Annotated in this window: 24 protein-coding genes; 4 read left to right on the plus strand and 20 right to left on the minus strand. The window is 55.1% G+C overall.

The annotated features are described in order from the left end of the window. Positions 1-274, plus strand: a 274-nt coding sequence (locus ASF84_RS29640; protein ID WP_236709389.1) for a hypothetical protein, incomplete at its 5' end; no start/stop codon positions are given. A gap of 142 nt (positions 275-416) precedes the next feature. Here the strand turns inward: ASF84_RS29640 and ASF84_RS07660 are convergent. The 3 genes from ASF84_RS07660 to ASF84_RS07670 all read right to left on the minus strand — a co-directional run bounded on the left by ASF84_RS07660 (position 417) and on the right by ASF84_RS07670 (position 2,005). Further along, the gene (locus ASF84_RS07660; RefSeq protein ID WP_056836893.1) at positions 417-743 is read right to left on the minus strand and encodes a putative quinol monooxygenase; all 327 of its coding nucleotides are present in this window, start codon (positions 741-743) and stop codon (positions 417-419) included. Positions 744-946: 203 nt separating this feature from the next. Beyond that, positions 947-1,273: a hypothetical protein gene (locus tag ASF84_RS07665; RefSeq protein ID WP_056836895.1), complete on the minus strand. Its 327-nt coding sequence runs from the start codon at positions 1,271-1,273 to the stop codon at positions 947-949. A 162-nt stretch (positions 1,274-1,435) separates the two neighbouring features. Next, entirely contained in the window at positions 1,436-2,005 is a 570-nt protein-coding gene (locus ASF84_RS07670; protein WP_056836897.1) for a cytochrome b, read from the minus strand. Positions 2,006-2,367: 362 nt separating this feature from the next. Between ASF84_RS07670 and ASF84_RS07675 the strand changes: the two genes are divergently transcribed. After that, complete coding sequence (locus ASF84_RS07675) at positions 2,368-2,547, plus strand: hypothetical protein (protein ID WP_056836899.1); 180 nt, start codon at positions 2,368-2,370, stop codon at positions 2,545-2,547. Between the two features lie 83 nt (positions 2,548-2,630). Here the strand turns inward: ASF84_RS07675 and ASF84_RS07680 are convergent, their stop codons facing one another. From ASF84_RS07680 to ASF84_RS07705, 6 genes are all read right to left on the minus strand, one after another. Then, positions 2,631-3,809, minus strand: a complete 1,179-nt coding sequence (locus ASF84_RS07680; RefSeq protein ID WP_056836901.1) for an MFS transporter — start codon at positions 3,807-3,809, stop codon at positions 2,631-2,633. 284 nt (positions 3,810-4,093) lie between these two features. Next, on the minus strand, positions 4,094-5,086 hold the full coding sequence (locus ASF84_RS07685; RefSeq protein ID WP_056836903.1) for an LLM class flavin-dependent oxidoreductase: 993 nt from the start codon (positions 5,084-5,086) through the stop codon (positions 4,094-4,096). A gap of 167 nt (positions 5,087-5,253) precedes the next feature. Then, positions 5,254-7,656: a membrane-bound PQQ-dependent dehydrogenase, glucose/quinate/shikimate family gene (locus tag ASF84_RS07690; protein WP_056836905.1), complete on the minus strand. Its 2,403-nt coding sequence runs from the start codon at positions 7,654-7,656 to the stop codon at positions 5,254-5,256. A gap of 219 nt (positions 7,657-7,875) precedes the next feature. Beyond that, positions 7,876-8,436, minus strand: a complete 561-nt coding sequence (locus ASF84_RS07695; RefSeq protein WP_056836907.1) for an NADPH-dependent FMN reductase — start codon at positions 8,434-8,436, stop codon at positions 7,876-7,878. Positions 8,437-8,486: 50 nt separating this feature from the next. Further along, positions 8,487-8,957 carry a nuclear transport factor 2 family protein gene (locus ASF84_RS07700; protein ID WP_056836910.1) on the minus strand — a complete coding sequence of 157 codons (471 nt, stop codon included), beginning with the start codon at positions 8,955-8,957 and terminating at the stop codon, positions 8,487-8,489. A 10-nt stretch (positions 8,958-8,967) separates the two neighbouring features. Continuing rightward, positions 8,968-9,822 carry a sugar phosphate isomerase/epimerase family protein gene (locus tag ASF84_RS07705; RefSeq protein WP_056836955.1) on the minus strand — a complete coding sequence of 285 codons (855 nt, stop codon included), beginning with the start codon at positions 9,820-9,822 and terminating at the stop codon, positions 8,968-8,970. Positions 9,823-9,927: 105 nt separating this feature from the next. Here ASF84_RS07705 and ASF84_RS07710 point away from each other — a divergent pair, with 105 nt between their 5' ends. Continuing rightward, positions 9,928-10,842, plus strand: coding sequence for a LysR family transcriptional regulator (locus tag ASF84_RS07710; protein ID WP_056836913.1), 915 nt, complete (start codon positions 9,928-9,930; stop codon positions 10,840-10,842). Between the two features lie 62 nt (positions 10,843-10,904). Here the strand turns inward: ASF84_RS07710 and ASF84_RS07715 are convergent, their stop codons facing one another. The 9 genes from ASF84_RS07715 to ASF84_RS07755 all read right to left on the minus strand — a co-directional run bounded on the left by ASF84_RS07715 (position 10,905) and on the right by ASF84_RS07755 (position 19,940). Next, positions 10,905-11,699, minus strand: a complete 795-nt coding sequence (locus ASF84_RS07715; RefSeq protein ID WP_056836915.1) for an SDR family NAD(P)-dependent oxidoreductase — start codon at positions 11,697-11,699, stop codon at positions 10,905-10,907. Between the two features lie 26 nt (positions 11,700-11,725). Beyond that, on the minus strand, positions 11,726-12,745 hold the full coding sequence (locus ASF84_RS07720; protein ID WP_201783672.1) for a sugar ABC transporter substrate-binding protein: 1,020 nt from the start codon (positions 12,743-12,745) through the stop codon (positions 11,726-11,728). A gap of 49 nt (positions 12,746-12,794) precedes the next feature. Beyond that, on the minus strand, positions 12,795-13,763 hold the full coding sequence (locus ASF84_RS07725) for an ABC transporter permease (RefSeq protein WP_056836917.1): 969 nt from the start codon (positions 13,761-13,763) through the stop codon (positions 12,795-12,797). Further along, positions 13,763-14,791, minus strand: coding sequence for an ABC transporter permease (locus ASF84_RS07730; protein ID WP_156684179.1), 1,029 nt, complete (start codon positions 14,789-14,791; stop codon positions 13,763-13,765). The genes ASF84_RS07725 and ASF84_RS07730 overlap by 1 nt, the downstream gene beginning before the upstream one ends. Next, positions 14,788-16,293, minus strand: a complete 1,506-nt coding sequence (locus ASF84_RS07735) for a sugar ABC transporter ATP-binding protein (RefSeq protein ID WP_056836921.1) — start codon at positions 16,291-16,293, stop codon at positions 14,788-14,790. The genes ASF84_RS07730 and ASF84_RS07735 overlap by 4 nt, the downstream gene beginning before the upstream one ends. A 305-nt stretch (positions 16,294-16,598) precedes the next feature. After that, entirely contained in the window at positions 16,599-17,687 is a 1,089-nt protein-coding gene (locus ASF84_RS07740) for a Gfo/Idh/MocA family protein (protein ID WP_056836924.1), read from the minus strand. 119 nt (positions 17,688-17,806) lie between these two features. Beyond that, positions 17,807-18,610, minus strand: coding sequence for an SDR family NAD(P)-dependent oxidoreductase (locus ASF84_RS07745; protein ID WP_056836926.1), 804 nt, complete (start codon positions 18,608-18,610; stop codon positions 17,807-17,809). Positions 18,611-18,694: 84 nt separating this feature from the next. After that, entirely contained in the window at positions 18,695-19,000 is a 306-nt protein-coding gene (locus tag ASF84_RS07750; protein ID WP_056836928.1) for a Dabb family protein, read from the minus strand. Between the two features lie 79 nt (positions 19,001-19,079). Then, entirely contained in the window at positions 19,080-19,940 is an 861-nt protein-coding gene (locus ASF84_RS07755) for an intradiol ring-cleavage dioxygenase (protein ID WP_056836931.1), read from the minus strand. Positions 19,941-20,143: 203 nt separating this feature from the next. Here ASF84_RS07755 and ASF84_RS07760 point away from each other — a divergent pair, with 203 nt between their 5' ends. Further along, on the plus strand, positions 20,144-21,058 hold the full coding sequence (locus ASF84_RS07760; protein WP_056836932.1) for a LysR family transcriptional regulator: 915 nt from the start codon (positions 20,144-20,146) through the stop codon (positions 21,056-21,058). A 58-nt stretch (positions 21,059-21,116) separates the two neighbouring features. On the opposite strand, the gene ASF84_RS07765 is transcribed toward ASF84_RS07760, so the two are convergent. Further along, entirely contained in the window at positions 21,117-22,181 is a 1,065-nt protein-coding gene (locus ASF84_RS07765) for a maleylacetate reductase (protein ID WP_056836934.1), read from the minus strand. Between the two features lie 74 nt (positions 22,182-22,255). Beyond that, entirely contained in the window at positions 22,256-22,639 is a 384-nt protein-coding gene (locus tag ASF84_RS07770; RefSeq protein ID WP_156684180.1) for a nuclear transport factor 2 family protein, read from the minus strand. Positions 22,640-22,676: the final 37 nt, after the last annotated feature.

Genomic DNA, 22,676 nt, shown 5'->3' on the forward strand with positions numbered 1-22,676 from the left:
GGTGAAGGTTAAGTCCGCAAACTCAACATTAGCCAAGAACCACGATGACCCTCCTCTTTCGCCCACAGGGCGCCTTCGGCTGGTTCAGTTACACCACTTCCTGGGACACGATCGATTTTTCGACCGCATCTACCAAGAAAGGCAACGAGGCTTCGTCTATGATCCTATAACGCTCAACGTAAACTTCCGGCTCTTCCAAGATGTAAGTGCGTTGTGGAAGAAATTGCTGGGTGCTCAAGTCTTGGCTCCTGATCCCCTCATAAGTTACTGGTAAGAGAGAATTTATTGGTTCTGACGGGTGGTTCGGCTCTGAGCTGATTGTACTGGGGCTTGGCTGGTTGAAACCAGCGTTGGCAATGCAGGTAGCGCCGCCTTGCTGCGGCCCTTGGCCCAACTGATTCTGACTTACCTGAGCCTTACGAGGCTGTGTACACGTAGGTGTACTCGTCAGGCTCAACCCATTTAACTGGCTGCACGTCTGTGTGGGCGGCCAAGGCTTCAATTTTTTTGATGCCGGCGATGAAATGGGGGGTGTGCTGATGCTCGATTAAAGACTTCTCGCTTGCCCAGCACTCTACGAGAAAAAAAAGCCCAGGCTTGTCGTTGCTCTGCGACAAGTCATAGCGAATACAGTCAGGCTCGGCTCGGCTGGCCTTCATGAGCTCTTGCAGCACACTCTTAAGATCTGACTCCTGCCCAGGCTTGCTTATGAACGATACCATCAGGTGTTGATTTTCACTCATCGTCGCTTTCCTGGTTTTAAGCTGGTTGGGGGGCAGTGAGCACCGTCGACGGCGGAGACATCCGCTTAGTCGAGGTTCGATATTGTCAAGTCCGAGGAATTATCCATAGCGCATGGCGCTAGGACTAAGGGATCTGGCTAGCGGGCGCTGCACCTCACTCAGCTCTGGTTAGAGTGAGGCACGCATCGTTCGAAGTTAGTCCGTCAAAACGAGAACTCGATGCTGTCGCCTAGGTCGCCGACCATCAGGGAGCAGTAGGCCCACACTTCCCAAGTCGCGTCCAATTCGGTGATGATCTCTGAAAAGGCCGCCCTCACCATCGTCTCTGCCTCATCTCGCCTTTCGTTGTTGGAGATCGTTTGCAGGGTCAGCAGGCCTTTAAACGTCGTCTCTATATTTTCAACCTTTGACCAACCGGGGAAGTCGGTTCGGGCTATTTTGTCCCTCACCTGCTTAGCCATGGCAAGTGACTTATCCGTCTCTTTGTAGTGCTTGATGCTGTAAGTCAGCTGGAAATGATGCCTGCTCATTCAAACGAATCCTTGTTCATGGGGATGTGACCTCGAAGCGCGACGCGATCCTTTCCTTTGGTGGACGCAGAAAAAATTGCTTCGAGTGGTGTGCCGGGCCAACGAGGCCCTTGGTTCTATGCAACGGGAGCGAGGCATGTGGTCGACGCGTCTCCGACTAGCTTAATCGGTCGTTCGATTCCGACCTCTTGAGCTTGGTAGCATGCTGACGAGTACATCATCCCTGTCTACCCAATGATGCTTGAGCGCCATGGTTATATGGCCAACTACCAGAACAACTGAGCTCCAGGCGAAGGTTACATGTACCCATTTGGCGATATCATAGGCATCCGGGTTTGGTGCTGTGAGTGGTGGCAGCTGGAATAGGCCCAGCACCATTATCGGCTTGTCCGCAACCGAGCTCCAGATCCACCCCGAGATGGGTAAGGCCGTCAGAGCGAGAGCGTAAAGTAGCAGATGCCCAAGGTGGGCGGCGCGCTGCATCAGTTCAGACATCTGGTCAGGCATTGCAGGGGGGCGATGCGTGACGCGCCACGCCACCCTCAGTATTAGCAGGAAGAGGAGAGCACTGGCAAAAGCTTTATGCCAGTAGGTAAGGCCATGCGAAGGATTCAGGGTATCTCGGAAATATACCGCAAGAAATCCCACCACCCAGACCGCGATCCAAATGCAACCCATCGACCAGTGAAGGATTTTCGCTGGGCTACTGTAAGACTGGGGAGTTTTTTTCATGGTGAGGCCTGAGGCTGAAAAGTGCGTAGAGTCTCATATTCCAAGCTAATTAATATGGAATATAGGTGCACTCAGAGTTTCCTTTTGCTCTACAGGCTGTGTGCGGGAATCGAACGCGAGTGTGCAAGGGTTACTAGTTTAGGATGTGCAGTAAATAAGTATCTTTATAGGCCGGAAACCAATTGGCAGGCAAGAAATTTACATCTGTGTTGACTGGCTTTGACTGCTTAGTAATTTTTTCTTTCAAGCAATAGTTTTCAGATTATTAGAGGAGTAAAGGTCTACTCAGAGTCAACTTCAGAAGAATGAACGACGGCGTCGCAGTGTCCTCCGAATAAGGGAATCTTAAAGGAGTGATGGCGATGTCAAAGATCAATTTTTTTGGGTTGGCTTGGGCGGCAGCATTCATGCTCTCAGGCTGTTTCGGCGACACTGAGACACACCGTGCAAATGAAGGGAAACCTGATGCTGGAGCTTCGGTGCATCTGAAGAAGGAGGAAGGGAAGTCGGGTGCTGCGATGAGCGGGATACCTAACGAGTAATCCTTTCAGGGGTAGTTAAGAAGGCGGTATTTGGGATACCGCCTTCAAAATCCCTCCAGCCCAGCGCACTGAGGGCACGGTCGCTATGCGGTTTGCAGCGAAGCGCAATTGCTGTGCTTACGGTCAAGCGCGCCGGAGGCCAGAGCCAGCAGGAGCGCGATGACAGAGAGTAGAGCACCCGCCCAATTTGGTGATGCCAAGCCAAAGCCAGCAGCGATTACGATGCCGCCGATCCAAGCGCCGATAGCATTGCCGAGGTTGAAAAGACCAATATTTACCGCAGAGGCTAAGGTCGGTGCACCTGCCGCGCGCGCCTTGTCCATGACGAGCTTCTGAATAGGGGAGACGGTCGCGAAGCCGAACCCGGCCATGAGCAGGATGCAAGCCACCGACATGATTTGGTTGTGAGCGGTCTGACTGAAGATAAGCAGGACGATAGCTTGGCCGCCTAGCGTCAGGTACAGCAACGGCATCAGCGCCTTATCAGCATAGCGGCCACCCAGAATGTTGCCGAGGAATAGGCCTAGCCCGAAAACGACCATTAGCCCCGTCACGCTGGCGGGTTCGAACTTGGCGATCTCGACCATCATCGGAGCGATATAGGTGATTGAGGTGAAGAAGGCTGCCGGGCCAAACACGGTGATGCCCATGGCGAGCAAGACGCGGATGTTCGAAAACGCTGCGAATTCTTTTTTGATCTGTGGTCGGTCAGGACTGGCGATCTTCGGAACCAGCATCATGACACCGATGAAACCCAGAACACCTACAGCAGTAATTGCGTAGAAGGTGTCACGCCAGCTCATCACTTGGCTCAGCCACGTCCCGATCGGAACGCCCACCAGGTTTGCGACGGTCAGGCCTGAAAACATGAATGAAATAGCCTGAACACGCTTGTTAGGTGCCACCAGATCGGCGGCAAGGATTGCTCCAATTCCGAAGAATGCGCCGTGAGTCAGAGATGTCACCAAGCGACCCAGCAGTGCAATATCAAAATCGCTGGCGGTTGCCGTGACGAAGTTGCCGATCACGAACAGGCTCATGAGGAGCATTAGCATGCCTTTACGAGGAATGCGGGTGCCCAAGATGATCAACAGCGGCGCGCCAACGAATACGCCCAAGGCATAGACAGTTGCCAGGTTACCGGCTTGGGGGATAGAAATGTTGAAGTCTGTAGCCACCTGGGGTAGTAGTCCCGCGATGACAAATTCTGTTGTGCCGATCCCAAATGCACTGAGGGCCAGCGCCCATAGAGCTAAAGGCATGGTCTTCATCCTGTGTGTTTTTTTGAATAGGAGTGGCGCGCCTCAAGGCGAGCCTGAAGGGAGGAGGGCGATGGGATGCTCGCCACTTCTTATTGCGGCGATAGCGCCGGGGATGGATGTTTCGAGATGTAACTTTGCCAGTGTCATCTGAGTTGATAAAGTCGCTATAGGTAACAACAGAGTGGAGTATATTTCTACTTGTCGCAGTTAATTATCGATCACGGCCTCCGGTATCGATGAGTTCTCACGGCTAACGAGCGGCTAGTTGCCGCTCGACGCGTTCCTCAAGAGCGCTGATCAGCCACTGCTTGAGCGGCAATCTCGTAGGACTTACGACGTGCTGCCGGCTCGAAAATCCGCGCATCAACCATGAGTTCATCAGCGCCTGTGAACTCGATGAATTCCATCATCGAAGAGCGTACGTCTTCTCGCGTGCCGATGGCAGTGAAGGCGAGTTCACGCTCCAAGCTTGCACGCAGATTCGGAGGGATGCTCTGCATGTAACCTTCCAGAGGTTCCGGCAAGAGGGTGATGTTTCCAGTGTGTACACCTGCGACCCACTTACGATGGGAGCTGGCGATGAATTCCGCTTCAGCGCGAGTTTCGGCAGCGAAGACGTTGATCCCGGCCATCACGTACGGCTTGTCCAGGTAGCGGGATGGTTGGAATTGCGAGCGATAAACCTGCAGAGCTTCCTTGATCAACCGGGGAGCAAAGTGGGAGGCGAAGGCGTAGGGCAATCCCAAGTGCGCGGCTAGGCTTGCCCCATAGGTGCTAGAGCCAAGAATCCAGACAGGGATGTCTTGCCCTGCACCAGGGACAGCGCGCACAGGCTGGCGACCGTTGTCTTGGAAGTAATCGAGAATCTCGACCACGTCCGATGGGAATTGGTCAGCGCTGGTTTCGGTGGATCGCCGCAAGGCTCGCATGGTCACACCATCTGCGCCTGGTGCCCTGCCGAGCCCGAGATCAATGCGCCCGGGATAGAGTGTTTCCAAGGTACCAAACTGTTCAGCCACAGTGAGCGGCGAATGGTTTGGCAGCATGATTCCACCGGAACCGATGCGGATCGACGTGGTGTTTGCAGCGAGGTGGCTCATCAGCAACGTGGTCGCCGAGGAGCCAATGCCTGGCATGTTGTGATGCTCTGCGAGCCAGTAGCGCCGGTATCCGCATGCCTCGGCATGCTGGGCGAGCTTTACTGAGTTCTCATAAGTCTGAGCCAAAGTGCTGCCGGCGTTGATGGGGATGAGATCAAGGATGGACAGTACAGTCATGGGGTCACGCTCCTAAGAAACATGGCATCCAGTTTTACAGTTGAAAGAATGTTTATAAACGCCATCCAGCTCGTTTCAGAGTTGAATAAAGCGCTACATTGATTGTCGCTGAGGGTAGACCCTGGCCACGTTACCCGGGTGGCAAAGTGGCTCAGGGTTGCGAGGACTTAGTGGGTGGTGCCTGCCGGCAAGGCATACGCGATCACGTAGTCGCCACGGTCGGGCGAGTTTCGTGCTCCACCTGCAGTGAGCAATACGTACTGGCGATGCGTCTTGGGTGAGATATAGGTCATCGGGGTGGCTTGGCCGCCAACAGGTAGGCGTCCTTTCCAGATCTCCTTGCCCGTGTCTGCGTCAATCGCTCGCAGGTAGTAATCAGAGGTGCCTGCGTAGAAAATCAGGCCGGACTGAGTTGTCACCGAACCACTGAGGGTAGGCGTTCCGATAGGCATTGGTAGGCGAGTAGAGATACCCAACGGCCCAGTATCTTCAATAGTGCCCAGGGGGCGTTGCCAGACGATTTGCTTCGTCTTCAAATCAATCGCGGTCATGGTACCGAACGGAGGATTCTGGCAAGGCACGCCCAGTGGGGACATGAAGTTCACCAACATTACGCCAAAGGGAGCACCCTCTTGGGCGTTGATGCCATCGTGGCCAGCGCCGCCGCTGAGCCCTCGGCTTTCCTCAATGATCCGATCGGTTTCTTCGCGCGTTTTCAACTGGGTCATGTGCCCAAGTCGGATGTCGTTCACGATCAGAAAGTCGTTGGATGCGTTGACTGATGCGCTACCCCAGTTCATGCCACCGTAGAAGCCTGGCCACTGCAGCGAAGCAGTCGTCGTCGGAGGTGTGAAGTCACCGTCATAACGCAGTTTCTTGAACTGAACACGGCACATCAGTTGATCGAACATGCTCATTCCCCACATGCGCTTTTCGGTCAACGGTTCTGCACCGATTGCTGGCATCTCTACAGAGTAGGGTTGGGTAGGGGACAGACGCTCACCTGGTTGGCCGTTCTGGGGAACTGGCAATTCCTTCACTGCCGCTAGCGGTTTTCCATCTCTGCGGTCGAGCACGAAGATTTGACCACGCTTGGTCACCTGTATCAGCGCAGGAACGGTCTCGCCTTTACCGTTGGGAATGTCATACAGCGTCGGTTGAGCTGGGACGTCGTAATCCCACAGGTCGTGGTGCGTGGTCTGGAATGTCCAGCGCTCTTTGCCTGTTCTTACATCCAGCGCGACAACAGACGAGGAGTATTTGTCTTCCGCTTCGGTTCGCTCTGCGCCCCAGAAGTCAGGCGTAGTGTTGCCTGTCGGAAGGTAAACGAGACTCAGCTTTTCGTCGTAGGTTGGCATGACCCACACGTTGGGTGTGCCACGGGTATAAGTTTGTCCTTCTGGTGGAAGGCGGTCGATCAGAGGGTTGCCTAAGTCCCAGGCCCACACCAGCTTGCCTGTCACCGCACTGAAAGCACGGATCACGCCGGAGGGCTCACCTACAGCGACGTTGTCGTATACACGACCGCCGATGATGATGAGATCGCCCGCTACCAGTGGCGCAGAGGTCTGGGAATAGATACCAGGGTTGTAAGGCCCCATCCCTTCGTTGAGCTGAATGCTGCCCTGGTTTCCGAAGTCTGCACAGAGTTCTCCAGTGTGGGCATCGATCGCATGCAATCGAGCATCATTAGACGCAACGATGATGCGTTGCCGACAGGCAGCTGCGGGTAGCGGAGAAGGTTCCTGGGCAGAAACGGTGTACTTCTCTCCAACGGCTTCATCGAAATAGCCTACGCCACGGCAGCGCTGCCAGACACCAGTGTCCGACTTTGGATTGAATCTCCAACGCTCTTTCCCAGTGTCAGCATCTACGGCGATGACCTGGCTTTTAGGCGTACAGACATAAACGGTGTCGCCGATCTGCAGCGGCGTGTTTTGGTCTTCGAGACCCGTGCCTGCAACTTCGCCGGTGTGGAACGTCCAAGCTACCTGAAGCTGATCGACGTTCTCTTTCGTGATCTGGTCGTAGGGCGCATAACGTGTTCCTTCAGCGCTCTTGCCGTAGTGCGTCCAGTTGCCTTCAGTCGCTGCAGACGAGGTGTCCCGGGCAACGGCAGGTGCTTTGCCTTCGATCATGCCATGGGGCATGAACGCCATTGCGAAGCCTCCGACAAATACCAAGCCCAGAACGCCAGCAATGGTGAATGGAACCCGAGTGCGCGCTCCATTGACGAGTGTTGGCGTGAGCATGGCATTGATGATCGCTAAGACCAGGAACACTCCTAAGCGCGGAACCCATTGCCAGTAATCGAGCCCCGCCTCATAGGCCGACCACAGTATGGTGATGCCGAAAAGAATCGCGAAAATCCCGACACCGGCGAAGCGACGTTTGAAGAGGAAGAAGGCGGAGATCAGCAGGGTCAGGCCTGCGATCAGGTAGTACCACGATCCGCCGAAACGGATGAGCTCTGCCCCGCCGGCCAGAAGAGCAATGCCGATAAGGGCATGGATACACGCAAGAATAACGGGCAACCAATAGCCCGCTCCTTTAGGTTTGGAGTTGTACATCAGGGATGTCTCTTGATAGTGAACTAGCGCTCGCACAGGCTGCGAGTCAACCGCAGCGCTGTTCCCGAAATCTGATCAGGTGTAGCGGCGGCACTATCAAGTAGCCATCTACTGAGATAAAGGCCTGAATCGGATACTGAGAGTTGAGTTCGGCTCCACAATGCTGTGGATGGTTCAGGGGTAGGGTGTGACGACTTAGGCGCCACACCTTCGGCAGTGTTAGGCCTTGTGTAGCGCTGCTAACTTGCTCAGGGCAACCAGTTGAGTCGCAATGAAGTCACGAGTAGCGGAGTCGGTGATCTCATCATTTTCCTGGTCGACCTTGCTAGGGATCTGGCCAACCATCACCTCAGGTTTGTTGAGCACAATCGCATCAAAAAACACGAGGATTTGCCGCAGGTGATACTGTGCGCGGGCACCGCCGATCAGGCCAGGAGAGCCTGTCTGAATCGCAACGGGCTTCCCTGCAAATGGAGCGTCTGAGAGGCGGGAAATCCAGTCCAAGGCATTCTTCAAAACGCCGGGCACTGAGTAGTTGTATTCGGGGGAAACAATGATGACGGCATCGGCTTGTTTGATGGCCTTCCCCATCTTCACCACCGACTCAGGAAAGCCTTGGGCTTGCACATCCGCATCGTAATGAGGGATGTCACCCACTGACTCCAGCAATTCGATCGAAACGCCCTCAGGCGCTAGGGTATGTAGCGAGCGTGCGAGCGTTGCATGAAACGAGGCTTTCCTCAGGCTGCCGAGGAGCACGACAAATCGTAGTGGTTGCATTTTGAAATCCTATCGAAGAGGTATGGATGAACGTCCTTCTGGTGTGCTGCTCACTGCGCCGCAATTGCCACGCCATAGGAGTCTTCGAAAAACCGATAGCGGGTGATTTGCTCGTTGAAGACCTCAAACTCAATCGCGAACTCGGAGATGATGGTCTTGCCAGTACTCAGCACTTCGCATTCAAGCGAACCTAGTGCAACCCCTCGCTCATAGTCAGTCATCAGGGCTTTGATGTTGAATTCGATGGGCTTCAGATAGGTGCCGAACTCGCGGTAAAACGCAGCGACGGCATCCCGTCCTTTCCGTTCACCTACCCATGGCGCAATGTTCGACGCGCCGGGGATGCTCCAATCCACGTCCTGGCTGAAAGACTCGGCAATGGCCTCTGGGCTTTGCCCAGATGAGACTTTCGCGAAAAGGTTTCGAATGACTTCGAGGGTTTTTTCAGTGCTCACAGTGCAGAGGCTCCAAATCAAAAGGGAAGCCTCCAGCGCTGTCTGAAAAGCTGAAGGCTTGGCCATGCGGGGTGATCTATTTACGGAACTGGCTGATGGTTGACTCGTAAGCGCGATTGGCCATCTGCTCCAACGGTAGTTTGCGGTGGGTGTCCGAGAGCACTTCGAGCCCCCAGGGCCCTTCATAGCCAGCCGCTTGAACGGCCTTGATGAAGGCGGGGACGTCAAAGGTGCCGTCGCCTGGCAATACGCGTTTATGGATAGTGTCCATCCACAATGGCTCGATAGCGTACTTGTGTGCATCGTTGAGCTCGATGGACTTGATGAAGCGAGCTGGGATCTTAGAAATTTCGCTAAATTTGATGCCGCCACGCTCCAGATGCCAGATGTCCAACAGCAGCCCACCATTTGGCTGATCGGCTCGCTCAACGATAGCCAGCGCGGTCTCAATGTTGCGGACGTTGCTGAAGGGCATGATCTCCAGCACAACGTTGGTTCCTACCTCTGCTGCCTGCTGGCAGAGCAACCTGAATTCTTTCGCCATCAGTTTGACGTCTGCTATCTCTTGGCCGATGCCAGGGCCAATCTTGATAGATCGAGCTCCCAGCGCTTCTGCTGCCTCAAGCAACTCCTGTCTTACCTTGTCTGATTGACGGCGCCGCTCACCGCTCAGGTACCAGTCGACCAAGAATTCCAGCTCTACATGCTTTATTCCATTCTTTTCCAGAATGGCAGTCATGGCGGGATAGCCGATCTTATCGACCGTATCCATCATGCCGTTGTGCACCAGCCCGATACCCTTGAATCCTGCTTGGCCGGCAGCCTCCATTCGATTCTCGAAGGAGAACGGGCTGACTTCGGTCGGGCCCATTGGGTAGATGTCGCCAGCGATCGTCCAGTACGCAGCAAGCAGTTCGATATCTTGGTTCATCTCTGTGTCCTCAATGGGTTGGAAATGCTTTGAGAACAGATTAAGGTAGAGCTTTGTAGCGATAAACCGCATAGAATTCCTTTCAGAGTGGAGCAAAAGTCTACAATGGCGCAGGTTGAACAGGCTCTCAGTGGTGTGCTGATCTTCGTGACCGCCGCTCGGGCGGGAAGCTTTACGGTGGCTGCGGATCGGCTCGGCATCACCAAATCTGCTGTAGGGAAGAGCATTGCGAAGCTTGAAGAGCGACTTGGCTGCAAGCTCTTCCATCGCACCACTCGAAGCTCCGGACTGACCGTGGATGGAGAGGCCTATTTCGCGAGTTGCTCGGCGGCAGTTGACGAAATTCTTGCAGCCGAGGCGTCTCTTACCAGTCATCAACAAACGCCTAGTGGGCGCTTGCGGGTCGATCTGCCGGCAGCTTATGGACGGAGTGTTGTGCTTCCGGTGCTGCTGGAAATTCTGGATGCCAATCCCGACCTCAAATTAACCGTGACCTTCAACGATGCCGTCATTGACCTTATTGAAGAGGGCGTCGATCTGAGCATTCGCTTCGGCGCATTGAAGGATTCGAGCGGTTTAGTCGCGCGTCGACTGACCGTTCAAAAGCAGATCATTTGCGCTGCCCCCAGATATCTCGCAAAACACGGCTGTCCTGAGTCTGTTGAGGATCTTCAAAATCACATCTGTATCGTGAACTACCGACGCGGCCAGCGGATGAGCTGGAGTGTCCTAGATGCCAATGGTGAACTCACTCGGATAACTCCTCCGGGAACTCACGAAGTGGGTGATGGTGACGCTATCGTTTCTATGACGGTTGCCGGGCAGGGTATTTGTCAGATGCCCAACTCCCTGGTTCGAGACCACCTTGAGGCCGGGCGACTCGTTCAGGTACTGGAAAAATACAGTCCGGGAGATGTGGCGATTCATGCGGTATGGCCGCAAACGCGCCATCTGCTACCGAAGGTTCGACGTGTGGTGGATGAACTGGTGCTACGGGCTGAACGCGGGGCTCTGGATTAACCAGCGCTGTTGAGTAACGAGGATACGCCAGTAGGTAACCTCTACTGGCGTTTCCCGATCATTTAGACCGAAGCGCCTTCTTCGCCGGTGCGGAAATCAAAACTAGTGGTCAGCCCACCATCTGCAGTGATTTCCGAGCCAATCAGCGCTCCTGCACCGCTCGACAAGAGGAAAAGGCCAGCCATGGCGACATCACGCGCAGAAGTGATGCGACCCACTGGCTGACGTTTCGCACGGGTTTTGTGGAACAGATCTGGATCAGCTGCCGATTCCAGATGCCGTTGGAACAGGCCCGCCATCATGGCACCGGGGCTGAGCACATTTACCCGGATGCCTTCCCTCGCATAATCCAGCGCAGCGGTTCGAGCGAGTTGGCGCACTGCAGCTTTCGATGCGTTGTAGAACGCCAGTTGTTGTTCGGCGAAGCTGGCGTTAACGCTCGCTACTGCGACGATCGAGCCGCCGCCAGTTTCGACCATCAGCGGAATCAGCGCTTTCATTGCCAGGGCAGTCCCGACCACGTTCACGTCAAACGTGCGCAGGATCTTCGACCTGATGTTTTCAGTTACCAGGCTCACATCCAAGATTGCCGCCGAAGTGATCAGTCCGAAGGATTGGGCACCGCTGTCTTTGAGACGGTCAACAACTGCCTGCCAGGTGGGTTCGTCTGTGACATCCCCCGTTACGTGATGGTAGCCCTGGACATCCTTCAGCTCCAATGCGGCATCCGTGATATCCACACCAACGGTATAAACACCGTTCTCGACAAGCAGTTGACAGATTTCCGAGCCCAGGCCTGACGCAGCGCCCGAGACGGCTACGGCTTGGGGCAATTCAAACTTGATTTGTGCAGGCATTTCCTTCTCCTTAAGCTTTGGGGAAATCAGCGGCCAACTGCGGAATTGCAGTCGTTAACGTTGGCTTTAGTGATGATTTGCTGGGGCAGGTAACGAACCTTTTCGGGCTTCTTGCCATTCAGAAGATCGGCAACGGCCTGCGCGGCATATTCCCCGTCCTGGACGGGCGATTGCAGCACTGTGGCGTACTGGGTACCGGACTCGATAGCCGTCACACCTTCAATGCTGCAGTTGCTGCCCACCAGCACGAGTTTCGAAGGATCAATGCCCGCCCGTTGGGCCGCGACGATGACACCTGCCATCATGTTGTCCGCCTGTGCATAAACACCTTTGACGGTGCTGCCAAATTGAGTGAACAGGGCAGAGGCTGCCTCCGAGGCTTTGGTCTGATCCCAGTTGCCCGGCTGATCGCCCTTGATTTGAATCCCAGGTGCGGAGGATGCGAGACCTTCGCGGAAGCCCGCTTCTCGGCCAATCTGCGGGGGGGTACCAGGTACACCGACAACGAGGAATACATCTCCGGCATCGCCGTAGCCTTTCTCCTTGAAACCCTGTTCCATGGCTTTGGCTGCAGATCCACCAGAGGCATTGTCATTCGGCCCGGTGTAGACATCCCAGAACTTGGAGTACTTCATATCCGGTAGTGAGTTGGTCACCACGACGGGGATGCCTGCGGATTTTATCTTTCGCAGCGATGGCACGATGGCGCTGGCATCAGCAGGCCACACTACAATCGCGTCCGGGCGCTCCGCGATGGCCTGATCAACTTGGCTGGCTTGCTCGGCTGGGTCGAAATTGGTGATTTTGACTTTGAGAGAGATCCCTTCTTCCTCAGCCTTTTTCCGGAACGACTGCAGGTGGCGAGAGCAGTACTCGCACTCCTCACTGACGGTGAGCAAAATGACCTTTGCATCCTTGGCCGCCGCTTTTACCGGCAGACTGGTAGTTATGGTCACAGTGGCCGCTGCCATCAGCCATGCCGAGAAAATGGCGAGCATATTCAGGACAGTGAGGTGTTTTTGGGCGAACGTGGTCGCAGGATTCATGATTGAAGCCTCTCTGATTGTGATTGTTGTATGGGCTAGTGAGAGATGGTCAGCCTTGGCGAACCAGACCTTTGGAACGGAATAGCTGGAGCATCGCGCCTGCCTTGCCGTCGAGCACAACGACGATAAGCAACAGGGCTCCATTGGTAAGCAAGATTGCAGCTGAGCCAGCGCCAAGCAGGCTCATGCCATTGTTAAGAATTGTCAGGATGAGTACGCCGAGCAGGACGCCGCTTGGTTTGCCTATGCCACCGGCGAGCGCAACACCGCCGATGATTGCGGCTGATACTGCTTGCAGGAGAAGGTTGCTTCCCATGGTTGCAGAGGCGGTTGCGAGGCTGATTGAGAGCAGGACGCCGGCAAGACCTGCGCACAGAGAAGAGAGCACGAAAGCAAACACGTGGACTCGCCCAATCGGCACACCGCACGCCTGAGCAGCATGAACACGGCTACCGGTGGCGACCATGTCACGACCTAGCCTGGTGAACCCGAGGACACCGGCCATCAGCACGAAGGCCAGGACGGTCAGAAGGCTGCGCGCCGAGAAAATGCCGAGTATCGAATCGTCCCAGAATTCGCCGGCATCGAAGTTGTCGGTGCTGATGATCTTCCCGCCTGCAAGCCAGTAGGCAAATCCGCTGAGCGCGATCATCGTGCCAACAGTGATGACGAGTGATGAGAGACGCAACCATACGAATACGAGCGCATTGACCATGCCGACGAGAAACGCAAAGGCCATTGCCGCCAAAGCGCCTGCCACCAAGTCATCTCCCCCTACCTTGAGCGTGATCAGCCCTGCAACAGCGACCATGGATCCGACGCTGAGGTCGAACTCTCCCACGAGCATGGTCATCGACAAGCCGAGGGTGATGAGGCCGAGGAGGGCAAATGACTGAAGTATCGCGTAGGTGTTCTGTGTGCTGGCGAAGTTATCCAGGGTCAAGGAGAAGGCTGCGAACAGCGCGACTGTGAGAACCAGGGGCAGGTTTGAAGCCAAAGAGGTGATCGGGGATTTCATCAACGCACCCTCCCACGGGCAATCAGTGCAGCAAGGATCACGGCCAGGACAACCACAGCGCCTTTCACCATGAGTTGGATTTCAAAGGACAATCCGTGGACGAGCAGCAAATTCCCAATAAGCGCCAGGAAAATTGCTCCGTACACGGCATCGATGATCTTTCCTTGCCCACCTCGGATTGATATCCCGGCTACCAGCACCGCCGCGATGGCGTCGAAGTCGAGCCCCGCAGCCAGCTTCAAGTTTCCCTGGCCGGCTTGGGAGGCGAATAGGCCACCGGCCAGTGCTGCCGAGAAGCCCGCGATCACGAATGCGATCACCAAAGTCCTTGGGACGCGGATACCGGAGTAGGCAGCGGTTACCGGATTTAAGCCAATGAGTCGGAGCTCGCGACCGAAGCGCGTTCTTTCAACCCAGTAGTTCGCAGTCAGCGCGAAAGCCAAGAAGATCACGAGCTGGTTCGGCACCAGCGAAACGAATTTCCCGATGCCTAGCCAGGACGCATCGCCTTTACCAACGACAGTCATGCCACCCGACACGTAGGAACCGAGACCCATCACGATCGACGCTACGGCAATTGTTGCGATGATGGGATTGACACGTGCGGTACCTACTACAACCCCCTGGATCATGCCGATTGCGATGCCGAGCACGCTCACTGAGATGAGAGCTACCGGAAGCCCAAAGTGGAGTGTGCTGGCGAATACAATGGAAGACAGCGCGGCGGTTGCTGCCATCGACAGCATGAACAGATTGCCACTCAGCGTGATGAAAGCCATGCCAACGGCGGCGATGCCGATCGCAGAAACGGAGTACATGATGGCGTTGAGGTTGGCCGGGGTGAGGAAATTATCGACTGACAAATAGCCCCAGATGATCAGCAGTATCGATACCACCTTGATGCCATTAACTTGGATTCTGTCCGCCTGAATGGACTCTCTGATCAAATCCCCAACGGCTGAGGTCATTTTCGTTGCCCTCGATGGCGTACTCGATGTGAGGTGGGTGGCTTCACGTGCTTGTCTCATGCGATTTTCTCCTCGCCATGCCCATGCAGAATGTCCATCAGGATGGTGGTCATGGAGCACTGGTCGATGGCCTGATCATTGACTGTTTCACCTCTGAAGACGGTGATGACCCGGTCTGCCAGCTCAAGCACTTCCTCGAAGTCGGTGGAGAAGAAAATCACTGTGAGCCCGGTAGCTGCCATGGAGCGCAGCTGAGCGTAAATCTCGGCCCTGGCGCCGATGTCCACGCCGCGTGTTGGTTCGTTGAGAACGAGAAGCCTGGGTGAGATCGCGGCGGCTTTGGCCATAGCAACCTTCTGCTGGTTGCCCCCGCTCAAGCTCGATACCTTGCTGCCAATGCGCCGGGTATCGATCGTGAAGCGCTTCATCAGGTCTTGAGCTGCATCGCGCTCCTTCGAATGTTCGAGGCGCCCGAAGCGGGTCAATTGCGAGAGGATCGAGGCAGTCGAGTTTTGTCCGATACTGGCCTCAAGAAATACACCTTTGCCGGCGCGGTCTTCGGGCACATAGGCGATGCCTTGCGAGATAGCTTTGAGAGGGGACTGAATGTCCACCAGCTGACCGTCAACTGATAGTTTGCCGGTATGTGCGCGAACACCTGCGATGGCTTCGATCAGGCGATCAGCTCCTGAGCCGAGTTGACCGACCACGCCGAGTATCTCTCCTGCCGGCACCTCTAGATCGAGCGGTTGGCAGGCGTTTGGAACCCCGAATCCTTCGAGCTTGAGTCGCGTTTGATGTGCGTGTGGGTTGATTGCGCCGAGTGTCGTGCGACGCTCTACTTCGTGGCCCACCATGGCAAACACGAGCGAGTCTGTATTCATCTCAGAGGTAGGGGAGGTAAGGATCCGTTCGCCACTACGGAAGACGGTAATGCGGTCTGTTAGGTCGAAAACTTCGTTGAGACGATGGCTGATGAACACCACAGTAGTGCCTTGGTCACGAAGCCAGCGCACGGCGGTGAAGACGCGTGCAATCTCGCTTTCGGCCAATGTTGCTGTGGGCTCGTCCAGAATCAGGACTTTGGCGCCATGGAGTACGCAGCGGGCGATCTCCACCAACTGCCGCTCGGCGAGCGAGAGCTCAGAGGCGGACTGATCTAGGGCAACGTGGGACAACCCGATCGAGTCGAGTTGGCGTCGAACATCATTTTTGAACCGCCCCCTCAGGTAAAGGCGACCTACTCGGGTATTTCCCATGAGCACGTTGTCCAATACAGACAGCGCCGGGATGATGGACAGCTCTTGGTGGACGATGGAAATGCACGAGGGGTCGGTGCGTCGGCCAAGTCGCAATACCGCTCCGTCGAACAGGATCTGTCCTTCTGTGGGTTGCACTAGGCCGCCGAGAATCTTAACGAGAGTGCTTTTACCAGCGCCGTTTTCACCGCAAAGGCCGTGGATTTCTCCAGCATCCAACTCAAAGTCCACCGACTTCAATGCTGTAATGCCGCCATAGGTTTTACGCAGCCCAGTTACCTGGACAATTTTTTGAGACTGCATGGCTGAGCCCTGTCATTGTTATGATTGTGAACAGTTTTCTAGTAGCAGTAGAACTAAGTGCGCTCAAATCTGGCGCCGGACTAAACATTTGTTGCAAGGGTTTCAATTTATTCCGCTATTATTTTTCGACCAGTGAATCCATAAAAGCATAGTTCTCCATGGAAGAAAATGCGTGAAGTGGAATTCATTTTTTCATAAGTGGAAAGATAAGTTTGAGGATGTAATTACTCCTGCTCGACTGGCTAGCTATCTATATATATGTGGGTATTCCGCTGCTCAAGTTAGGGTTGGCAGCGGAAACGATTTCAGTCCAGGGTTATTTCCTGTCCTCGAAGTTCCGACGATTTGAAGAGGGCTTCGAGGATCAAGTTGATATTGTGAGCCTGACTTGCCGGAACCTGGGAGGGAATGCCTTCGCGTAGTGATTCAACGAAGGCGGCGGCTTCACGGTCGAAATAGACGGGGTTGCCAATCTCAGCAATTTCCGGCGAATACACCGTTTTCCGTACAGCCCAGATTTCAGGGAAGCTCGTTTCGTTCCAGTGTGTCCAGCCTTGGGCGTGGCCGATTTTCCCGTCGTGGTAGAGCTTGTATGAGGCAGGCATCGGAGTGGAGTGCATCACGCCGTGCGTACCGTAGGCGGTGATGTCCCAGCTCTCTGTCCAAGGCATGGGATCCCAGGAAGTGAAATCGATGGTGACGATTTTGTCGCCATAGTTGAGTACGGCAGCGGCTGCGTCTTCCCGCGCAGACCCACTCATTTGACCTGCGAACTTGGTGATCCGGGCGTTAACGGACTTGGGCATGCCGAAGTGCATGAGGATTCGGTCGATGGTGTGGCAACCGATGACGTAGAAGGCTCCCCCCAAGTCTCCAGGCTGCTTCATGTGGTTGGTGTCGGCTTCATCATGCGAGCAACCTGCATGGGCTCGTACCTGAAGCACCTTGCCGATTTCTCCGCTTTCGAGCACCTGTTGCATTTTCTCGACCGCTGGTGAGAATCTCCAGCAGTAGCCGGCCTGGAAAAGATTTCCGGTGCGCTCAACCGCCTCCACCACCCTCAAGGTATCGGTTGAACGGCGGCCTGCTGGTTTCTCACATAGTACTGCTTTACCAGCTTCCAACGCTTCGATGGCCCAGTCCGCCATCAGATAGCTCTTGGGATGCACCAGGATAATATGCACATTGGGATCGCTGAGGATTTCTTCCTTGCTGCGTGCTTGCAGCCCCAGAGCATCGACGAAAGAGTCGAGCAGCGGGCTGTCGTCGTAGGCTCCCAGAAACTCAACTCCCGGAATGCGCTGGAACGCTTTTACACGCCCTGACGTGTGAGGATGGGTGATCCCCAGGCATGCCACGCCCAGCTTGGTTTGATTTGCAATCTTGGCAGCCATCGTCTGTTCCCTCGTTCGTCTGGTCAGTTTGGATGCCACCTAGGGCATCAAGTGGCACGCGCTTGCATCGGCTTCAGGAACTACATCCCTGGGCCAACCTTGCAGTACTGAATGTGCGGTCAGATGACCGAGCGGATGCTGCCACCGTCGACGCCCCACACACTGGAGGTCACGAAAGACGCAAGGTCAGAGGCCATGAAGACAATGACGTTAGCCACCTCTTCAGGCGTGCCCAGACGATCGAGAGGGAGTTGGCGCAGAGACATTTCATGCTCAACAGCTGCTTGAGGTTCCATACCGTGGATTTTCCCCATGGTCTCAGCGAAGCCACCAGATTTCGTCCAAAACGGAGTCCAAATTGGGCCTGGTGCAACAGCATTCACGCGGATGTGAGGGCCTTCACTGCGGGCCAGACCTTTGGTCACGGCCAGTACAGCAGCTTTGGAGGCGGAATAGTCGAGCGGGCAGGGTTCTGGCTGGCGGGCGAGGTCGGAGGCGTTGTTGATGATGACGCCGCTTTGTTGAGCTCGCATCACTGGGAGGACTTTGCGGCAAGCTCTTACGTAGCTCATAAAGTTGAGCTGCATGGTGGCTTCCCAATCTTCATCAGTAAGGTCGTCGAACATGCGTACAGCGCCGGAGCCCACGTTGTTAACAAGCACATCAACTTTGCCACCGTAAGTGGACAGGACGCTATCGATGCCGTTATTCACACCGCTGAGGGTGCTGAGGTCGGCCTTGTTTACGACTACTTTCGCGCCGAGCGCCTCGGTTTCCGCCTTGAGCTCTGATAGTGCTCCTTCATCCCAGTCCAGCAATGCGAGCTGGCTGCCTTCGGCTGCGAATGCCAGTGCGGTCGCGCGACCGATACCTTTTGCAGCTCCAGTGATCAGAACGACTTTGCCGGCAAGATTTGTTTTCATAGCTGAATACCTTCTTTTTGAGCTGTTGAAGCACGTTGTGCTCGTTTTTTATTGGATCGAGGTTCAGTGATAGGGCACGGGTTATTACATGTAATAGTCAACCTGATGCCTGGCAGTGCGCACGTTTCCGAGTTCTTCGCGAACTCGCAAGTGAGCGGGGTGTGTGGCGTACCCCTCAAGCGCTTCTACTGAGTCGAACTCCGAATACAACACTACATCGCAGGCGTAATCGATCTTGCTGAAATCGACGCCAATCTCAAGTTTGAGCAGTCCTGGGATAACTGTGCGGAGGCCTTCAAATGCAGTTTTAAGTTTTTCGATATTGGCTGAGCGCTCAAGCTCAGTCTCGCCAAGCAAATTCCACATGACGATATGTTTGACCGGTCGCATAGTCCTCTCCGAGGTAAGTGTGCGAATACTGGCAATGGCCTGCAGACTGCAGGCCGTGGAAGACAAAAGATAATGAGGGCTATGCGTTGTGGAGGATGAAATCAAAATCCAAGGTGTAGTACAGCGACTCAATCGGCTTGCCGTACGGATCAATCCCGCTCTCATGACGCGCCCAGTCTGCAATCAGGGACGAACGGACACCGAACACTGCGTCCGAATCCAGATAGTCGCCACCCTCCCGGAACACGTGGGTAACCAAGCGCTGATACCCAGGTGCTGTGATCATGAAATGCAGATGGGCAGGGCGCCATGGATGCCGGTTAAGGGCTTCCAGCATTTTGCCTACCGGGCCATCGTGGGGGATGGGGTAGCACTCAGGAACGATCGTGCGGAAGTGATAATGCCCATCGGCATCGGCCTGGATGACCGCACGCCCGTGGTAATCCTCTAAACCAGGCTTTTGGACGTCGTAGAAGCCAGCATCGTCGGCTTGCCAGACTTCAATGGTTGCATGTGGGATGGGGGTACCGTCTTTGGCGGTAACCGCGCCTTTCACAAACCAGGGAACCCCCGGGAGCCCACCACTGATGTCCTCGCCCAAATCGTAGTGAGGGGCGTTAGCGACATGGAAGGGGCCAAATACCGTGGCCTCTGTGCAGCCTTCGGGCTTTTTATGATTCTGGGCAATGACGAGGGTGGACAGCCCCAGCGTATCTGAGAGCAAGATGAACTCTTGGCGCTTGTCGGTTGTGATATGCCCGATCGCGGTCAGAAACTCGATACCCTTTTCCCATTCTTCCTCAGTGAGCTTTGTCTCTCGGGCGAAGGCATGCAGATGTTGTACGAGAGAGGTCACGATCTCATGCAGGCGCTGATCTTCCGTGCCTGCATTTCGAGTAAGGACAGCTTGGGTGATCGTCTGCTCATCTAGGTTTCGCATGGGGTGCATCCTTTTTTATTTGAGGTAGGAGAGGTCTAGGTGACGGACTCCCTAGGGAACATTGGGTGCTGGCCGGCAAATGCCTGTTCCCGAATCTATGGCGATACGCTAAAGTCACATGCAGTGGAATAAAATACTAAAAATGAAAATCTTTATTTCACCACAGAAATAATCTTTCTCTTTTTGAGTCTGGGTGCCTGAGGATGGATCGATTTACAGAGCTAGAACTCTTCGTGCATACGGCGGAGCTGGGTACACTGAGTCGCGCCGCTGAGAAGCTGGAGATTTCCAACGCCGCTGCCAGTCGTCACCTCGCGGCTCTCGAAGAAAGGCTAGGTGTTCGACTCGTGGAGAGGAGCACGCGCCGCTTATCCCTCACTAATTCTGGGCATGATTTTTATGCCAAGTGCAAAAGCGTTCTGGGTGAGCTGGCGGAAGCTGAGGCTACTGTCAGTGCGACGTTGATTGAGCCGACAGGCACACTGACGATCAGCGCAACCATCTCCTTTTCGATGCTACACATCGCGCCTCTCGTGCCCGAGTTTCAGCGTCGCTACCCTGGTATCAAGGTAAAGATCATTGGTGCCAACCGTTACCGCGACATCATCGATAGCGAGATCGACCTGGCAATCCGGACGCGTGAATACGAAGCGGATTCGAATATCACAATCCGTCGCTTGGCTGAAACCCGGAGGGTGCTCGCGGCTTCACCCAAGTATCTCCAGCGCAAGGGAATTCCTAGTACGGTGCAGGATTTGGTTGAGCATGATGTGCTCATCTACAGTCTCGCGAATCATCCGAACACCATGGAGTTCACCCGGGGTGGAGAGCGGGAAACCGTCAAGGTGCAACCAGCCATAGAAACAAACGATGGCCAGATCGTCAGGGCGGCGGCGCTTGCGGGTGCAGGAATACTGGTTCAGCCCAAGTACATCATCTACGACGACTTGGTGGCCGGTAGACTTATATCCGTACTGGATGATTGGGATTTGCCTCGCTTGACGATCAATCTGGCATTTCAGGATCGGCGTCACATGCCTGCGAAAACAAGATTGTTTATCGACTTCCTGCTTGACCACTTCAAGCGTAATGATTACGAGCGCTATTGGACGAGATAAAAAAAGCCCACTCGATTCCCCGCACGGGCATCGAGTGGGTAAGGCAAATTGTCAGCGATTAAGCGGGACGTTTTCCTTCATAAGCGTCTTGGAGCAACTGGCGGATACCATCGCGCTCAATTGGGCGTGGGTTCCAATAAGGGTTCGCGAGTGCAATGTCGGTCGCGCGGTCAAGATCGGCCTCAGTCAGACCCAGCTCCTGCAGCTTCAGGGGGGCGCCGAGTTTTTCAGCGAGGTCGTAGAGGGCGCCACCCGCTGAATCATGTTTACCACCAAGCGCTCGCACAATGCGCGAGGCGGCCTCCGGCGCCGCACTGGCGTTGTAGGCAATCGCGTGAGGAAGCACGATGGTATGTGTCTGGGCGTGGGGGAGGTTGAAGCTGCCCCCCAAGGTGTGGCACAGCTTGTGGTGCAGGGCCATGCCTACATGACCGAGTACAGTGCTGCATAGCCAGGCGCCATACAGGCAATCGCTTCGCGCATCGAGATCGTCAGGGGTCTGTTTGATCCGTTCCAGCCCTTCGGCCATTGCACGGATACCTTCTTCGGCAATCAGCGACATCACTGGGTTGCCGTCTTGCGAATAGAGCCCTTCGGCGGCGTGAGCGATAGCGTTCATCCCGCTCATGATCGACATGCCGAGGGGCAGGGTGGCCGACAGTTCGGGATCATAAATCACGGTCTTTGGCAGCACGCGAGGGTCTTTACCGGTTTTCTTAATGCCGTTTTCGGTGAGACCATACACCGGCGTCATTTCGGATCCGGCGTACGTTGTGGGTATCGCCAGGATAGGAAGTCCCGACTCCAGGGCGATTGCCTTACCTAGGCCTGTTGTAGAGCCGCCGCCGATGGCAATGGCGCAATCCGCTCCGAGCTCTTTAGCGACTTCCCGCGCTTCACGTGCGGTCTCGATAGGGACGTGCATCACTGCTTTGTCGAAAATGCCCGCAGCACGTTCACCCAAGATATCGGCGATTCGCTCAGCCTGGTCACGTTGCTCGGGAGTAGAAAGCACAAGGGCGCGTCGGGATTCGAGACGGTCAATCTCGGCCTCAAGCTGTTGGAGGGATCCCTTTCCAAAGATCACGCGAGCTGGCAGGCCGGTGTAAGTAAAGTTTTTCATTTTGTTAGGGGTTCCTATCGGTGAGAGCCTACGCGGCGGTCTCTCGGGCAGTGGAGATCTAGCTAGAGGAGCAGTTACTTCGGAATAGGAGTTGGCTGATAGGCAATCAGCTTCCAGTTGCCGTCGCGCTGTTCCCAGACAGCCAAAGCTTTATTGCGAAGTGTTTTCTGCACGCCACCTGCAGTGATCTCACCGTTCATCTCGCCGAAAACGAGCGCAATATCACCAACGATCTTGATGGACTCGATGGGATGTTCGATGTGGTGGTACGTGTAAAAGCCACCCAGGCACTTGTCGAGGTAGCTCTCAAGCGTATCGACGACCCCATTTGAATGGGCATAGCTCAGATCAGGATGCGCGTATGCTCTGAAGGCATTGAAGTCGCCAGCGACGATTGCTTCATAGCGCTTGTCCTCTAGCGTGCGAATCAGCTCTTCAACTGCATTTTCGTTTTTCATGCTCGGCCTCTTGGGGTCTATCGTGGGCATGTGAGCG

Source organism: Pseudomonas sp. Leaf127, assembly GCF_001423155.1.
Taxonomy (GTDB): Bacteria; Pseudomonadota; Gammaproteobacteria; order Pseudomonadales; family Pseudomonadaceae; genus Aquipseudomonas; species Aquipseudomonas ovata.

Bases quoted from the DNA above. Each gene is read 5' to 3' on its own strand.
- ASF84_RS07660 (WP_056836893.1), bottom strand. From the start codon at position 743: ATGAGTGAAAATCAACACCTGATGGTATCGTTCATAAGCAAGCCTGGG.
- ASF84_RS07665 (WP_056836895.1), bottom strand. From the start codon at position 1,273: ATGAGCAGGCATCATTTCCAGCTGACTTACAGCATCAAGCACTACAAA.
- ASF84_RS07670 (WP_056836897.1), bottom strand. From the start codon at position 2,005: ATGAAAAAAACTCCCCAGTCTTACAGTAGCCCAGCGAAAATCCTTCAC.
- ASF84_RS07675 (WP_056836899.1), top strand. From the start codon at position 2,368: ATGTCAAAGATCAATTTTTTTGGGTTGGCTTGGGCGGCAGCATTCATG.
- ASF84_RS07680 (WP_056836901.1), bottom strand. From the start codon at position 3,809: ATGCCTTTAGCTCTATGGGCGCTGGCCCTCAGTGCATTTGGGATCGGC.
- ASF84_RS07685 (WP_056836903.1), bottom strand. From the start codon at position 5,086: ATGACTGTACTGTCCATCCTTGATCTCATCCCCATCAACGCCGGCAGC.
- ASF84_RS07690 (WP_056836905.1), bottom strand. From the start codon at position 7,656: ATGTACAACTCCAAACCTAAAGGAGCGGGCTATTGGTTGCCCGTTATT.
- ASF84_RS07695 (WP_056836907.1), bottom strand. From the start codon at position 8,436: ATGCAACCACTACGATTTGTCGTGCTCCTCGGCAGCCTGAGGAAAGCC.
- ASF84_RS07700 (WP_056836910.1), bottom strand. From the start codon at position 8,957: ATGGCCAAGCCTTCAGCTTTTCAGACAGCGCTGGAGGCTTCCCTTTTG.
- ASF84_RS07705 (WP_056836955.1), bottom strand. From the start codon at position 9,822: ATGAACCAAGATATCGAACTGCTTGCTGCGTACTGGACGATCGCTGGC.
- ASF84_RS07710 (WP_056836913.1), top strand. From the start codon at position 9,928: ATGGCGCAGGTTGAACAGGCTCTCAGTGGTGTGCTGATCTTCGTGACC.
- ASF84_RS07715 (WP_056836915.1), bottom strand. From the start codon at position 11,699: ATGCCTGCACAAATCAAGTTTGAATTGCCCCAAGCCGTAGCCGTCTCG.
- ASF84_RS07720 (WP_201783672.1), bottom strand. From the start codon at position 12,745: ATGAATCCTGCGACCACGTTCGCCCAAAAACACCTCACTGTCCTGAAT.
- ASF84_RS07725 (WP_056836917.1), bottom strand. From the start codon at position 13,763: ATGAAATCCCCGATCACCTCTTTGGCTTCAAACCTGCCCCTGGTTCTC.
- ASF84_RS07730 (WP_156684179.1), bottom strand. From the start codon at position 14,791: ATGAGACAAGCACGTGAAGCCACCCACCTCACATCGAGTACGCCATCG.
- ASF84_RS07735 (WP_056836921.1), bottom strand. From the start codon at position 16,293: ATGCAGTCTCAAAAAATTGTCCAGGTAACTGGGCTGCGTAAAACCTAT.
- ASF84_RS07740 (WP_056836924.1), bottom strand. From the start codon at position 17,687: ATGGCTGCCAAGATTGCAAATCAAACCAAGCTGGGCGTGGCATGCCTG.
- ASF84_RS07745 (WP_056836926.1), bottom strand. From the start codon at position 18,610: ATGAAAACAAATCTTGCCGGCAAAGTCGTTCTGATCACTGGAGCTGCA.
- ASF84_RS07750 (WP_056836928.1), bottom strand. From the start codon at position 19,000: ATGCGACCGGTCAAACATATCGTCATGTGGAATTTGCTTGGCGAGACT.
- ASF84_RS07755 (WP_056836931.1), bottom strand. From the start codon at position 19,940: ATGCGAAACCTAGATGAGCAGACGATCACCCAAGCTGTCCTTACTCGA.
- ASF84_RS07760 (WP_056836932.1), top strand. From the start codon at position 20,144: ATGGATCGATTTACAGAGCTAGAACTCTTCGTGCATACGGCGGAGCTG.
- ASF84_RS07765 (WP_056836934.1), bottom strand. From the start codon at position 22,181: ATGAAAAACTTTACTTACACCGGCCTGCCAGCTCGCGTGATCTTTGGA.
- ASF84_RS07770 (WP_156684180.1), bottom strand. From the start codon at position 22,639: ATGAAAAACGAAAATGCAGTTGAAGAGCTGATTCGCACGCTAGAGGAC.